14 protein-coding genes and 1 pseudogene are annotated in these 13573 nt (G+C 50.6%); 6 read left to right on the forward strand and 9 right to left on the reverse strand.

Going from position 1 to position 13573, the window contains the following annotated elements:
* The first annotated feature begins 142 nt into the window (after positions 1 to 142).
* Together EDM52_RS11685 and EDM52_RS11690 are read left to right on the forward strand one after the other, a co-directional pair.
* Positions 143 to 943: an NAD kinase gene (locus EDM52_RS11685; protein ID WP_122909153.1), complete on the forward strand. Its 801-nt coding sequence runs from the start codon at positions 143 to 145 to the stop codon at positions 941 to 943.
* Positions 944 to 966: 23 nt separating this feature from the next.
* Entirely contained in the window at positions 967 to 1686 is a 720-nt protein-coding gene (locus EDM52_RS11690; RefSeq protein WP_122909154.1) for an MOSC domain-containing protein, read from the forward strand.
* Between the two features lie 51 nt (positions 1687 to 1737).
* Here EDM52_RS11690 and EDM52_RS11695 read toward each other — a convergent pair whose 3' ends face one another.
* Positions 1738 to 2697 carry a GNAT family N-acetyltransferase gene (locus EDM52_RS11695; RefSeq protein ID WP_183185004.1) on the reverse strand — a complete coding sequence of 320 codons (960 nt, stop codon included), beginning with the start codon at positions 2695 to 2697 and terminating at the stop codon, positions 1738 to 1740.
* A gap of 185 nt (positions 2698 to 2882) precedes the next feature.
* On the opposite strand from EDM52_RS11695, the pseudogene EDM52_RS11700 reads away from it, so the two are divergent.
* A pseudogene (locus tag EDM52_RS11700) lies at positions 2883 to 3359 on the forward strand (YbaK/EbsC family protein).
* Between the two features lie 77 nt (positions 3360 to 3436).
* Here the strand turns inward: EDM52_RS11700 and EDM52_RS11705 are convergent.
* From EDM52_RS11705 to EDM52_RS24650, 5 genes are all read right to left on the reverse strand, one after another.
* Positions 3437 to 4168, reverse strand: coding sequence for an exonuclease domain-containing protein (locus tag EDM52_RS11705; protein WP_122909156.1), 732 nt, complete (start codon positions 4166 to 4168; stop codon positions 3437 to 3439).
* Between the two features lie 25 nt (positions 4169 to 4193).
* Positions 4194 to 5357 (reverse strand): DUF294 nucleotidyltransferase-like domain-containing protein, encoded by a 1164-nt coding sequence (locus EDM52_RS11710; RefSeq protein WP_245996811.1) that lies wholly within the window; start codon positions 5355 to 5357, stop codon positions 4194 to 4196.
* A complete protein-coding gene (locus tag EDM52_RS11715; protein WP_122909158.1) occupies positions 5251 to 6594 on the reverse strand; it encodes an ammonium transporter in 1344 nt (447 codons plus the stop codon). The genes EDM52_RS11710 and EDM52_RS11715 overlap by 107 nt, the downstream gene beginning before the upstream one ends.
* A gap of 120 nt (positions 6595 to 6714) precedes the next feature.
* A complete protein-coding gene (locus EDM52_RS11720; protein ID WP_245996812.1) occupies positions 6715 to 7971 on the reverse strand; it encodes an MFS transporter in 1257 nt (418 codons plus the stop codon).
* Between the two features lie 144 nt (positions 7972 to 8115).
* The gene (locus EDM52_RS24650) at positions 8116 to 8268 is read right to left on the reverse strand and encodes a hypothetical protein (RefSeq protein ID WP_183185006.1); all 153 of its coding nucleotides are present in this window, start codon (positions 8266 to 8268) and stop codon (positions 8116 to 8118) included.
* 153 nt (positions 8269 to 8421) lie between these two features.
* On the opposite strand from EDM52_RS24650, the gene EDM52_RS11725 reads away from it, so the two are divergent.
* Together EDM52_RS11725 and EDM52_RS11730 are read left to right on the forward strand one after the other, a co-directional pair.
* Positions 8422 to 8760 carry a toprim domain-containing protein gene (locus tag EDM52_RS11725; RefSeq protein ID WP_122909159.1) on the forward strand — a complete coding sequence of 113 codons (339 nt, stop codon included), beginning with the start codon at positions 8422 to 8424 and terminating at the stop codon, positions 8758 to 8760.
* 106 nt (positions 8761 to 8866) lie between these two features.
* Complete coding sequence (locus tag EDM52_RS11730) at positions 8867 to 9043, forward strand: hypothetical protein (protein ID WP_245996813.1); 177 nt, start codon at positions 8867 to 8869, stop codon at positions 9041 to 9043.
* 171 nt (positions 9044 to 9214) lie between these two features.
* Here the strand turns inward: EDM52_RS11730 and EDM52_RS11735 are convergent, their stop codons facing one another.
* Entirely contained in the window at positions 9215 to 9994 is a 780-nt protein-coding gene (locus EDM52_RS11735) for an undecaprenyl-diphosphate phosphatase (protein ID WP_122909161.1), read from the reverse strand.
* A 181-nt stretch (positions 9995 to 10175) separates the two neighbouring features.
* Here EDM52_RS11735 and EDM52_RS11740 point away from each other — a divergent pair, with 181 nt between their 5' ends.
* Entirely contained in the window at positions 10176 to 11084 is a 909-nt protein-coding gene (locus EDM52_RS11740; RefSeq protein WP_122909162.1) for a CvfB family protein, read from the forward strand.
* Between the two features lie 71 nt (positions 11085 to 11155).
* Here the strand turns inward: EDM52_RS11740 and EDM52_RS11745 are convergent, their stop codons facing one another.
* Together EDM52_RS11745 and EDM52_RS11750 are read right to left on the reverse strand one after the other, a co-directional pair.
* A complete protein-coding gene (locus EDM52_RS11745; RefSeq protein WP_122909163.1) occupies positions 11156 to 13102 on the reverse strand; it encodes a TRAP transporter permease in 1947 nt (648 codons plus the stop codon).
* Entirely contained in the window at positions 13103 to 13570 is a 468-nt protein-coding gene (locus EDM52_RS11750) for a DUF1850 domain-containing protein (RefSeq protein WP_338068307.1), read from the reverse strand.
* Positions 13571 to 13573: the final 3 nt, after the last annotated feature.

Consider the following 13573-nt stretch of genomic DNA (forward strand, 5'->3'; position numbering starts at 1 on the left):
GAACGGCTCGTTTTTTCGTTTTTGGAGAAAAGGAAGGATTGGACACGGGAGTCTACCATGCATCCGTGATTTTCCTGTGGTATAGTGGTTAAAACGACAGAACGATTTCCAGCCTGATGGACAAAAGTGGGGGCAGATCAGCATGAAAATTGCAACTGTACTGCGAAATGATGACTATACGCGGGAAGTTGAACTCCAATTAAAAGATAAACTTAGAGTAGCAGGCGGTCCGTATACCTTCATCGACGGATCGGAGGATAAGCCGGATATGGTGCTTTCGATCGGTGGCGATGGAACGCTTCTGGAGGCAGTTCACCAGTACGGAATGGAGCCGACCTATGTAGGGATCCACACAGGCCACCTCGGATTTTATGCTGATTGGCGCCCCGATGAGCTGGATGATTTTGTGGACTTACTTTTGCAACAAAAAGAGCCGTATATCGCCATGTATCCTACCGTTCAATGCAGAATCCTGACACACGATGGACAAATGTACCACAAGTGGGCGCTGAATGAGATGGTCCTGCGAAATGCTTCGCTCTCCACACTGGTGACCTGCGTCTACATCAATGGCGATGAGCTGGAGACCTTCCGCGGGGACGGGTTGATCGTTTCTTCCCCTTCTGGAAGCACGGCTTACAACAAGGCAGTCAATGGGGCGATCGTCCATCCCTCGATTGAAGCGATTCAACTATCGGAGATCGCATCGATCAACAATCAGGCGTATCGGACGATCAACAGTTCGCTGGTTTTGCCCAAGCACCATGAAGTAGAGCTGATCGTGATGAATCCGGAAATTATGATCGGCCTGGATCGAGAGCATGGCGTTTGGAAAAATGTGCGTTCCATCACGTGCAGTGTGGGTACTGGCAAGGTGAAGTTTGCCCGTTACAAGCGATTGACGTTTTGGGGCCGGGTTCGCAATTCTTTCATTACGGGTTAGAGGAAAAAAGGGGAGAAGGAATCGTGAAGAGAGTAGGGAGTCTGGAAAGCATTTTTCGTCATCCGGTAAAAGCAATGCGAGGTGAACAGCTGATTGCGAGTCAGGTCGACAGCTTTGGATTGTACGGTGATCGCAGTTACTATTTTCTTGATGAGTCACGGAATGGCAAGTATTTGAGTGCAGATGTCGTTCCTGCTTTGCTCGGCTATGAAGCCACGATGTCTGAAGAAGGTAATGAGTCGGATTACCCGGAGGTTCATGTGCTGGCGCGTGATGGCAGCGCATTTACATGGGGAGAGGACTTGTTCTCTCATGTGGCGCAGACAGCAAAACGGCCAGTGTTGCCGATGAAAAGCACACCGCAGGAAGGCGGAAAGAACTGGGAGGATCACATCCTGCTCGTAACAGACGCTTCCTTGCGGGAAATTGCCCGATTGGCTGAAGTAGAAGAACTGGACCCTAGACGATTTCGCGGCAATCTCGTCATCGTCTTGGACGACGACGAGCCATTTGCAGAAGACAAGTGGCTGGGCAAGCAGATTCAGGTCAATGATGTGCTGCTGCAGGTCAACAAGCACTGTGAACGCTGCATGTATGTCAATATCGATCCGGATACCCTGCAAATGAACAAGGCCATCCTGAAAACCTGTGCAAAGCGCCATGATAACCACTTTGGCGTGTATGCGTCTGTCATCCGTACAGGAAGTGTGACCGTGGGTGATGAGGTATTCGTATCTGAGTAGGCGAGTAAGGAAAAGGCTGACCCGCCGTGATGGATCGGGCAGCCTTTTTCTTTAGTGGTGTCTTTCAGCGCTTTCACGCTGCAGCTTTTTGATGATGCGGTAATGTCCTTTTCCGGGTAGGTAGCCTAGCCTTTGATTCACCGCCTGCATCGGTCCGTTTTTGGCTTCCGTCTCCGTGGCCATCGTGTGGGCTCCCCGTTTTTTCGCTTCACGAAAAGAGAGCAGCTTGAGTACCCGAGCGATTCCTATTCCCCGATATCCTTGCAGTACACCCGTGTAATCCGTATAAAGGACACCGGGCTCGTCAGTCAGAAAAAGAGTGGTGACTCCGACGAAATGATCTCCGTCTGCCGCGATGAAAACGAGCTCAGGCGAAGTACGATCGTCAGGATAGGCTTCCTGCTGCCATTCAGAAAAGTCGGGTAGACCTCCAACATGGCCCGGATTGTCACGCAGTGTTTCCAGATATAGCTCATACAGTTTTTTCAAGGCTTCTTCCTGAGACAGCGATGCTTCAGCCAGTGTAAAAAAGGAAAAACCACGGTCACAAAGCGAGCTCAAAAAATCGTTGCTGTCAGCATGGATAGCGACCTCCAGATTCAGACGAAGCTCATAAACATGGGCATCGACCTGGAACCCGCGTTTGCTGGCAAAGGGAAGGGATTCGGTGATCCAGTCTTTGATTTCTGCCATCAAGAGATCTGCTTGATGCTCGGTTGCCCAGTCTATCACCCGGGTGAGAAGACCTGCTCCGATTCCCTTCTGACGATGTTCGGCATCGACATAGAATTCACTGGACAGAGCGCCAGGCGGGGTCCAAGGAGCTCTCCAAACAGCCGCATAACCGATAATTTCTCTTGTCCTGGCGCATTCTGCTACATATCGCTCACGTCCAAAGCCTGCAAGTGCCCCGGTCTCATCCTTGAACAGGCGGGAGCGAGCCGGAATTTGCCGGTCTTCCTGTTCCAGCTCTTCGGCAGAAGTGGCTCCTGGCTGCAGCTGATTCTTCAAGCGAGCGAGGGCAGGATAATCTTTTGGTAACTGTATCTGGCGAATGAAAAAGGACATGGAGCACCTCTTGGAAGATTATTTTTATCGTTTGATATTTTTATAAATATTACCAAAATTAGTGGATGAGGGAAATAGCTGCACCGCTTTTATCGATTATCCGCTTTGTAAAGGAAAGAGAACAATCTATGTATCAGCTCTCTCTGGAAAAAGTGCGCAGCTACGTGAAGAAGTACGATTCGACGCTGGAGCCGCTTCTGTTTGCTGAGCCCCTTCTTACATCGGAAGCCGCAGCACGAGCGGTAGGGGTGGAAGTTGGACAAATTGCCAAATCGATTTTGTTTCGTTCCGAAGACCGGTATGTACTCATCGTGGCGGCAGGTGATGTCCGCATCCATACGAAACGTGTGAAGGCGGCATTTGGCTCGGGCAAGCCGAAGATGGCAACACCGTAAGAAGTCGAGCGAGTAACGGGCTTTCAGGTAGGGGCAGTTTGTCCGTTTGCTCTGGAAATGGACACCCCTGTTCTGGTGGACAGCTCCCTGCAGCGCTTTGATCTAATCTATACGGCTGCAGGAATTGCGGAGTCACTATTGCCTGTTTCATTCGAACAACTGGTCAGAATGACGGATGCACAGGTGATCGATGCAGCATCCGCTGAATAATGATACGGATAAGGACAAAGCAAAACGAGCCTTCAGAATCGCTTCTAAGGCTCGTCTTTTTTGGTTTCCGTCACTTGTCAGCGCAGCTCCTGATACACCTCTCGCAGATTGCGGTATCCAGCCTCCTGAGCATTGATCAGATACTTTCCCCAAAGGGTTCCCGCAGCTACGGCATCACAGTAAGCGTGGTGTCGACGTGAAATCGGGATGTCATGTATAGCGCATAAGGCGTCCAGGGAGCCATTGCCAAGCGGATTGCTCAGCAGGCGAATCAGGAGCATCGTATCCAGCATCCGATGGGTAAAAGGGCGACGACTCGTTTTCCATAGCCCTGCACGGAAGAATTCCCGTTCGTGGCGAGAATGGTGAGCGACCAATGCACGATCACCGACGAACTGAAAGAAGCGGGACATCGCCGTGACCAGATCGGGAGCACTGATAACCATCTCATCCGTAATGCCGGTTAAGGAACGAATATGAGGAGGGATGGTGCGATTCGGATTGACCATGGTGTAAAACGAATCTCCCAAAAGCAAGCGATCCCCTTTCATGGCGACAGCACCGATGGAGATAATCGCATCGCCGTGGCTGGGTGAAAAGCCTGTCGTCTCCAGATCGACTACCACGACCTCCAGATTCTCCAATGGCAGGTCGATATCGGAGTCCACCTCTTTTCGTTCTTTGTGCAAGGAACGTAAATAGGCGAGGTGATGCTTTTCTCCGTTGTTAAACCCTTCCGTCCATTTTCCAGGACGAGATGCGGTTTCCTTACTGAGGCTCCATAATCGGCCGAAAAGCTCCTTTGCCATCCACGATACCTCCTACTCCTGGCTCTCAATAAACAGACGGCAGCTTTTCTGTCATTCGTTGCAGACGGATGGCCAGTCTCATGGCTGTCCGTGTCATGACAGTGCTGTCAGGTGAGAGTTCTGTCAATTTGATGTAGCTGTTGCTGGTGTATTGTCCATCCTGCCAGTGCAGAGGAGCGACCAGCCGCATCCCCAGCAATTGGCGGAAATGACTTTCAACCTCGTCACAAAAAGCTATGGGCCAGATTCCGTGTTCCCGGATGAGTGCGATCCGCTCCAGGGTTGAGCTGACAAAGATGCCATTGGCAAGAGCGAAATGGCGTACGCAATTGACGATCGGCAAGTAGACGCCGTACTTGAGGTTGATGGCTCCGCGATAACGTCCCTGTACCTCCGGGATGATGCGGCCAAATAAGCCGAGAGAGACCCGATAGTGCAAGGTATTGCTCACCAGGCGTCCAATCAGAAGCGGGTTGTTGGCCAACAAAGATCGAAAGCGTTCGAGTACAGGGGTAAACAGCTTGGAATCGCCCCAAAGCACGCGTGCATCACTGGCTAAGAGCAGGTAGCGGGCGTTTTCCCAGATCGGATGAGCGGCCCAGCCGTCCAGCCTCTCTAGCCATTGCTCGATACTGCCCCGCCAACGCAGGGAAACGCATGTCACATTTCCCTGACAGGGTGGGTAACCGACTTCCTCCAGCCCCTGAACAATGGTGGCTCCGAGCAGATGAAAATAGCCGTGCGCCTTTTCCAGTGTCGACGGATCAACGTCTGAGGGAACCTGATAGATCAGACCGTTGTCCTGATCGCTGATGAGTGCCTGCTCACAGCGCCCTCCACTGCCGAACTGGATAAAGGCAAAGGGGAAGGGAGGCTCTCCTACTCCCCTTTTTGCCAGTTCCATGACAGCAAGCGTAACGCCTTGCCGGATAATATGGTCTTGGATCAGATTGACGATGACTGCGAACGGAGCGAGCTCCCCTGCGCGCTTCAACGAGTGCAGGGGAGTCAGATCCAACAGCTCCTGCCGAATCTGCGACAGCTCGCGGAAGGTCGTGGCTTGATGGATTCTTTCCAGTTGATCAGGTGAGAGAGTGAGTCGTGCTGCTTTTGGCGTTGGAAGCGGGCTGCACGCGCTCTGATTGGAGTAGTTCGGGGTATCCATAAACTCCGTGTTCGCTGATGTCAAGACCAACCACCTCTTCTTCTTCGGTTACGCGAAGACCAATGATTGCTTTTAGAGCAGCCAATATCATGTAAGAGACGACGAAGACATAAGCCATCGAACCAACCAATCCAAGCGCTTGTACGCCCAATTGGGTGAATCCGCCTCCGTAGAACAAACCGGCTCCACCAACCCCCACTTTTTCTGCCAATTCCGGGGTCGCGAATAGACCAGTGGACAAGGTTCCCCAGATTCCAGCTACACCGTGGACGGAGAAGGCGAAGATCGGATCGTCAATTCCCATGCGATCAAACCAGATGGAAGTAAAGAATGTCAAAATACCTGACACTGCACCGATCACGACTGCAGCCCAAGGGTCGACGAAAGCGCAAGAAGCGGTGATGGCGACGAGAGCGGCAAGAACGCCGTTCAACATGCTGGGAATATCCGCTTTGCCCATTACGATCCAGGAAATGGCGAGTGCTGCGATCGCTCCGGCAGCTGTAGCGAGATTGGTCGTCATGGCCACATAGCCAAAAAAGCCATCTGTACTGCCCAAGGTAGAACCGCCGTTAAAGCCAAACCAGCCAATCCAGAGGAAAAGCACGCCAAGCACGGAATAAACCTGATTGTGCCCAGGGATGAGATTGGAGCTGCCGTCGCGATTGTATTTGCCAATACGAGGCTTCAGCAAGATCGTGGCGACCAATGCGACGATAGCGCCCTGCAAGTGGACAACCGTCGAACCGGCAAAGTCTTGCATCCCCAGCTCAGCCAGCCAACCGCCACCCCAAACCCAGTGTCCGACAACAGGATAAATAAGAACAGTAAACAAGATGCTGAAAATAAAGTAGACGGATAATTTCGCTCGCTCTGCAAATCCACCCCAGGCGATGGCGAGCGAAACAGCTGCGAATGCGAGTTGGAATAAAAAGAGGATCGTAATGGGGACAGACGCGCCGGAGAAGCCGGAGAAGGATGCCGCAGCCTGCTCGGCAGAACCATCGAAGAAGAAACCAGTGAGACCAATAAAGGAGTTGCCGTCTCCAAAGGTGAGACCGAAGCCCAGTGCCCAAAAGGCGATGGAGCAGATGCCGAAAGTAAGGACAGTCTTACCGGCGATGTGACCGGCGTTTTTCATCCGGGTTGACCCTGCCTCCAGCAAGGCAAAGCCGATCTGCATCATGATGACCAAAATCGCAGATACCATGACCCACGTGGAATCAATGGCAGATGAAAGTTGTTCTAATGTCGGTTCCATTCCAATCCACTCCTTTTTATGTTAGATAATCTAACATAATTATATTTATGTCAGATTATATGACACTAGTAGAGGGATTGCAATTCTTTTTTCGCAAAAAAAAAACAACCCTCATTCTATTCAGAAGGAATGGGGTTGCGGGCTGTACTGTTCTTGTTTTCGATTCATTTTTCGCTCCAGGATAAATCCGACAATACACGTTACTGCCAAGAAAAGTCCGCTGCCCAGGAATAACTGCTCGACAGGCCATTTTCCTAGCCATACAGCTCCCAGGATACTGGAGACCATACTGAAGAAGGTGAACATCAGCATATTGATGGAGAAGATTTTACCCATATTGTTGTCGGAAGCTTTCGTTTGAATGGCGGTAAGGGATGGAATGCCGTTCAAAGGTCCGCCTATGCCTGCGATAGCTGCCGCGAAGTATGCCAGCCAATGAATTTCCGTTCCCAGCGTGAGCAAAAGGAATCCAACTGCCTGAAAGGACCAGCCTAGAATGACGACGAACATGTGGCGCGTGTATACCGCTTGTGCCATATAGAGGCTGCCTAGCAGATTCCCGATCCCATAGCAGCCAATCAGGAGAGCGAGAATGCTGCCATCTCCCTGAGCCATGCCTTCAGCGAGGAATGGAAAGCCAACGTTCCAGCAGATCATCCAGACGATGAAGCCGATATTGCTGAAGAGCAGGATGAGTAATAATAAGTGGTTTCGTTTCAGTTCGCCAATCCCTGTCCCGATATCTCTGACGTACTGAGCAGGAGTCATTTTGATCCCGGAAAAGCTGCTTCGACTAGGTTGGAGAGAACCTTTGATTGCGTATAGAAAAAACACAGATACCATATTGCTTCCCGCATTGACGAAAAAAAGCGTGGAAAGCGGAACAGTAGCTGCAAGCAAGCCGATCGTCATGGGAGCCAGAATGCGAATCGTCCGAAACGTGGTGTCCAGTATCGCATTGGCCCGGCTTAATTGTTCCAACGGCACTACGGCTTTTAGTGCGACGGTACGGGCGGGCTGAAACAAACTGGAAAAAATGCCGAGTAAAAATTGCGCCAATAAAAAGTAGGAAAATTGCTCAATACCCATCGCTGCCATGAAACCGACCGATATGGCAACCACTATGCGGGCCATGTCTGATCCTACCATGAGCAGGTGAGGGCTGTAGCGGTCAGCCAGGACGCCGCCGACGAGAAGGAAGAGCAAGCCGGCCACCATTTCCGGAATGACCAGAAGGCTTAACGCGGTCCCTGATTTGGTCGCTTGCAACAAATACCAAAGCAAGGCAAAACCGTAAAATTGATCGCCAATATTGGCGGTCATTTGAGCGGACCAAAGCAACAAAAAAGAACGGTTTTTCCATAAGGATGCTTCCACGTTGATTCTCTCCATCTCTTGGGAAGGTTCAGAAAAATATTTTTGATTTCAGGGTACCAAGAACGGTTGGGGAAGTAAAGCGCTAACAACAGAAAAGGAAGCGCTGAGCTCCAGGCTTCCTTTTACTTGTGGAGATTGCTTTGGTTACGGTTGTTTTTGCTGATTGGCGTTTTGATGCTGCTTGGATGAGCCCTGGTTATCCTCAGTGTGCGTATCGTCCGCTACAGTACTGCTGGTCAAACCGGCAACAGCTAATCCTTTTTGATTCAGGTTTTTGGCACTCTTAAATTTTGACATGAGCTAGCACTCCTTCAAATAGAGGATGGGTGGTCTCATCCTTTACCATGCCTTACTGGGAAGCAGTGTACTCATCCACATGTTTCCCTGAGATGGAGCGGGCAGGTATACTAATCATGAAAAGAGTGCATTTGAGAAAAGGAGGACGTGAACATGGCGGACTCATGCATCATCATCGTGGAAGGGAAAACCGATAAGGAAAGATTGCAGAAAATCCTGGATGAGCCTGTCGCGATATATTGTACGTACGGTACCTATAGTACAGAAAAAGCCGAGCAGCTGGTCCTGCTGGCTGAAGAAGCGGACGAAGTCTACCTGTTTATGGATGAAGATGAAAGCGGCCAGAAATTGCGCAAACAGTTGAAAGAGGATTTTCCAGACGCGCTTCATTTATATACGCAAAAAATGTACGGCGAAGTGGCCCGTACACCGTTGGACGTGCTGGCGTCGATCCTGGAGCAGGCGGGATTTGCTGTCCAACACCCCGAATAGGATTCGGGCGTTGAAGGATAAAACCACCTCAACTCGGCTATAACAAGAGTATATGGATAGCGGAGGTGCAGGTCGAATGCGTGGTTTTGCATCCTTTTTCAATCGTATGAACATTTGGTGGTGGCTGGTAGGAATATTCATTGCCCATTCCGTCCTTTACCTGGCGCTTGGAACAGCTACCTGGCTAGCCACAGCTTTGCTTGCTACGGCGTTTTACGGTGTCATTCTGCTGGTCGGCAAATTGATTGCCAGCAGATACCCGGACAAGGAAGAAAGTAAATGATTGTACGAACACAGGAGATTCACCGCCCGACTCCGTGAAAAAAAACGAAACCGCGTCCAAAGCAGCCGCCTTCAAGGAATCTCTCAGGTTGGATGCTGAAAAGCGTGTTTCGTTTTTTTCACTCCTCATCAAAGCACGGTTGAATACCAAAGGCGGGTTTTTTTATATAGGTTAACCTCCCCAATATTGCAGGGAGAGGATGATGGCACCCAGTATCCAAACATAGATGGCAAAGCCTTTCATGGAGCCCGTGCTGATGATCTTCAGCATCCAGCGGATGGCGAAATAACCGGCTATAGCCGCAAACATCGTGCCGACAACCATTGGGATCAGGGTGGCTGTGTCGAGCGGATTTTGCGTTAGTTTGACGGTTTGCAGGGTACATGCTCCTAAAATAGCGGGAAGGGACAGCAGGAATGAAAAGCGTGCTGCATCGGAGCGATCGATGCCCCGCAAAAGAGAGCCTGCGATGGTCAAGCCGGAGCGGGATATCGCGGGAAGGATGGCAGCTCCTTGCAAGGTGCCGATAATCAAGGCGTCGGTGTAGTTGATCTGGTCAAATTTGCGATGCCCCTTGCGCATGGATTCGACGGTCCAAATAATGATGCCTGTCGCGAGAAATTCCCAGCCGATCGTGACTCCGGTGCGGGAGATCTCTTCGAAGTAATCTTCGAAGGCAAGCCCGATCACGGCAGTAGGAATCGTCCCCACGACCAGCAAACGCGCCAGCTTGCTAAATGGATTGGCTATCAACTGCTTGATCTGGGGCCAGAATACTACGATAACGGCAATCAACGTCCCAAAATGAAGCATCGTATCAAACAGCAGCCCGATTTCACTTAATCCGAACAATTGGCGAAACAGCACGAGATGACCTGTGCTGGAAATGGGCAAAAACTCGGTCAAGCCCTGTACGATGCCAAGAAAAATGTATTCGAGCAGTAGCAGCATGTAGCGTCGTCACTCCTATCGTCTGAAAGGGTTCGATATTGACATATGTATGTCCATTTGGGCCAGACTTGCCTACTTTGCAGGACATCCTTTGCCAAAGCTTAAAAAAAGTTGTGGTATTTTCCCTGCATGGATGGGTATATTTAGTGTGCATATAGGAAGAGAGTGAGGAAGCAAAGCGATGGATAGAGGGAAAAAGCAGGTGCGGACGAGCGTTGCCATGAGCAATCTGCAGGCAGGCATGATCTTGGAGCTGCGTGTAGCGCGCAAGAAGGAGATCGGTTATTTTCTGACCGATGGCAGGGAAGAGGTATTTCTTCACCGGAACGAAGCGAGGGGTCCTTTGGAGATCGGGGAAGAGGTCGAGGTGTTTTTGTATCACGACCATGAGAATCGTCTGGCGGCTACGATGGATATGCCTTATGTCGGACTGGATGAGTACGGATGGCTGGAAGTGGTAGACCTCTCCTCGAGCATGGGGATTTTCCTGGACAACGGGGTAAACAAGCACCTGCTTGTGTTCATAGATGACCTGCCCAAGCTGCGCGATGAATGGCCAAGGCCAGGTGACCGATTGCTGGTGACAATAAAAAGAGATCGGCTGGGGCGGATGCTGGCAAAGCCCGTCACGGAGACGGAAGTCAGTAAATTCGCAGTGGCTGCCGATGAGAGCATGAAGAACAAGCAGGTAGAGGGAACCGTCTACAAAGTGATTCAGGCAGGGGCCTTTTTGCTGACAGACGAGGATTACATTCTGTTTATACACCGCGACGAGATGACGGAAAGACTCCGCTTGGGCCAGTCGGTTCGCTGCCGCGTCAGCTACGTTCGTGAAGACGGCCGCTTGAATGGCGCGATGCGTGAACGAAAGGAAGTTCAGTACGGGGAAGACGCCGACAAGCTGCTTCGCTATTTGCTCAATCGGGACGGGGCAATGCCGTATACGGACGATACTCCGGCAGATGTGGTCAGAGAGAAGTTTGAGATGAGCAAGTCCAGCTTCAAAAGAGCATTGGGGAAGCTGATGAAGGAAAGAAGAGTGGAACAGGTAGACGGCTGGACCAAATTGATCAGGGATCAAGCCGAATAATGTAGAAAACCTCCCTTGAACGTCAGTGTAAAGTGACGGGTTCATAAGGGAGGTTTTGTTTTTTAGCCGGCTTATACAGAAAGCTGTCCTGATTGATTTTCTTTCCGGTTTTTGTAGTACGACAGACCGAAGATGAGCGCAAGCAGTGTAAGGCCTGCAGCGTCTGTCAGGGTTCCAGGAATGACTGCGAGCAATCCGCCTGCGACGGCCACGATTCGCTCCAGTGGATTGAGTTTGGTCATCCAGAAGCCAATCAGTCCTGCACCCACGCCGATCATGCCCATGATCGAGGTGAACATGACCCACATCGCGCCGAAGAAGGTGGTATCAATCAGCAATAATGCCGGGGATACGACGAAAATATACGGAGCCATGAAGGCGGCAATGGCTAGTCGGGTCGATTCTACGCCTGTTCGCATCGGTTTTGATTTGGCTATACCTGAAGCGGCAAAGGCGGCAAGCGCCACTGGAGGTGTAATGTCTGCTACAATACCGAAGTAGAAGGTAAACATATGCGCTGCAACGACTGGTACGCCCAGTTGTACCAATGCGGGTGCTGCAATAGTAGAAGTAATGATGTAGTTTGCGGTGGTCGGTGTGCCCATACCCAGGATTAAGGAGGCAATCATGGTAAAGAACAGGGTGAGGAGCAGTTGTCCACCTGCCAGATCGATCAGACCGTTCGCAAGCTTCAGACCGATACCTGTTAATGTTACGGTACCCACGATGATACCGGCACAAGCTGTTGCTGCCACGACACCAAGCGCGATTTTAGCACCAGAAGCGAACGCTTCCAAAATATCCGCAATGGACATCCGCGTTTCTTTTCGGAAAGCACCCACGATGACGCATGAAACAATCCCAATGATAGCCGAGCGCTCTGGGGAGAATCCCATCATGAGAGCGCCGATAATGACAAGAATGGGGAGGAGCAAATAGCTCTTCTTCAAGACTTCCATTTTATTCGGCAGCTCTTCTTTCTTCAGACCGCGCAAGCCAAGGCGCTTGGCTTCAAAGTGCGTCATGATCCAGATTCCCACGAAGTAGAGAAGCGCCGGCAGAGCTGCTGCCTTGACGATTTCCAAGTACGGAACCCCAACGAACTCTGCCATCAGGAAAGCGGCTGCACCCATAATAGGAGGCATAATTTGTCCACCTGTAGAGGATGCAGCTTCTACAGCACCTGCGAATTCAGGACGGTATCCCAATCTTTTCATCATCGGGATGGTAAAAGAACCTGAGGTTACGACGTTGGCAACCGAGCTACCGCTGATGGTTCCTTGCAATGCGCTGGAGAACACGGCTACCTTGGCTGGACCACCAATGCGACGGCCGGCAATGACAAGCGAGAGATCATTAAAGTATTGCCCTACACCAGTTTTCTCCAAAAAGGCTCCGAACAGTACGAATAGAAAGATAAATGTGGAAGAAACGGCTAGAGGAGTGCCGAGAATTCCTTCCAGAGTGAAATAGCTGTGGCCGACGATCCGTTGGACGCCGCTTCCGCGATGTTCCAAAAATCCCGGCATGTAGGGTCCAAAATAAGTGTACAAGAGAAAAATCGAAGCGATGATCGTGATCGGAAGACCGACAACCCGACGTGCTGCTTCCAGGACAAGTAGGATTGCGATAAAGCCTACGGTCATGTCCATCGTGGTGTAATTTCCTGTTCTCACGACGAGACCTTCGTAATCAAATACCCAGTAGAGAGTGACAAAGACGCTCAGAAGAGCAAGGATGATATTGACGATGCCGACCTTTTGCGAGTTGTTTTTGCTTCGTCCCGCATAAAGCAAGTAGATCAGTCCCAAGCCAAAAGCCAAGTGAATCGGGCGGTGAATTTGTGGAGGCAAGGTTAAAAATAGTGAATAGGACAGCTGGTAAACAGAGAAGAGAACCAGTAGGCAAAACGTAATCCACTTCATCGGCCCCACGTATTGGCGTATCGCAGATTCTTTGTCGTATTTGGCAATGAGATTATCCATTTCTTGCTGGCTCATGTTGTTGGTTGTGCTCATCTAGTATCCTCCAATCTCACTTAAAATAGATCGCTTTTCAGCCTGGATCGTGATGGCGCTTCCAGGTTCGATCAGGGAGCGAAGCGGAATCTGCGTCCCTGCAAAAAGCAAGGTATGGTCAGCCCGAACCTGTCCAGTAATCAGGTGCAAGGCGGGAAAGACACGATTCATATGGAGGACGCGAAACTGACCGTCTTGAAAGATCAGTTCTTCTCCAGGAGCCAAGTCATTTTCCATGCCGATGCCATAGTCATGGAAAGTCATTTCAGATAAAATAATTTGTCCTTGTTCGATGCGATACAGCTCTTCAATAGAAGAACGATGGATGGAATGAGTCCAACGCATGCCAAACGTTGCGTCATTCTTGATCCTGCTGCTCCATACCAGTTGTTCAGACCTCGAATCACGAATGACCAGAGAGGGGAATAAAGGAAGATTCAACAGGACGATACACGTCGCGAGCAGCATGAA

Source organism: Brevibacillus invocatus, from assembly GCF_003710915.1.
In the GTDB taxonomy this organism is placed as follows: domain Bacteria; phylum Bacillota; class Bacilli; order Brevibacillales; family Brevibacillaceae; genus Brevibacillus; species Brevibacillus invocatus.

Coding starts and splice junctions, on each gene's coding strand:
- EDM52_RS11715 (WP_122909158.1), bottom strand. CDS start 6,594: ATGGAACCGACATTAGAACAACTTTCATCTGCCATTGATTCCACGTGG.
- EDM52_RS11705 (WP_122909156.1), bottom strand. CDS start 4,168: ATGGCAAAGGAGCTTTTCGGCCGATTATGGAGCCTCAGTAAGGAAACC.
- EDM52_RS11735 (WP_122909161.1), bottom strand. CDS start 9,994: ATGCTGCTACTGCTCGAATACATTTTTCTTGGCATCGTACAGGGCTTG.
- EDM52_RS11745 (WP_122909163.1), bottom strand. CDS start 13,102: ATGAGCACAACCAACAACATGAGCCAGCAAGAAATGGATAATCTCATT.
- EDM52_RS11685 (WP_122909153.1), top strand. CDS start 143: ATGAAAATTGCAACTGTACTGCGAAATGATGACTATACGCGGGAAGTT.
- EDM52_RS11750 (WP_338068307.1), bottom strand. CDS start 13,570: ATGCTGCTCGCGACGTGTATCGTCCTGTTGAATCTTCCTTTATTCCCC.
- EDM52_RS11730 (WP_245996813.1), top strand. CDS start 8,867: ATGAACATTTGGTGGTGGCTGGTAGGAATATTCATTGCCCATTCCGTC.
- EDM52_RS24650 (WP_183185006.1), bottom strand. CDS start 8,268: ATGTCAAAATTTAAGAGTGCCAAAAACCTGAATCAAAAAGGATTAGCT.
- EDM52_RS11740 (WP_122909162.1), top strand. CDS start 10,176: ATGGATAGAGGGAAAAAGCAGGTGCGGACGAGCGTTGCCATGAGCAAT.
- EDM52_RS11725 (WP_122909159.1), top strand. CDS start 8,422: ATGGCGGACTCATGCATCATCATCGTGGAAGGGAAAACCGATAAGGAA.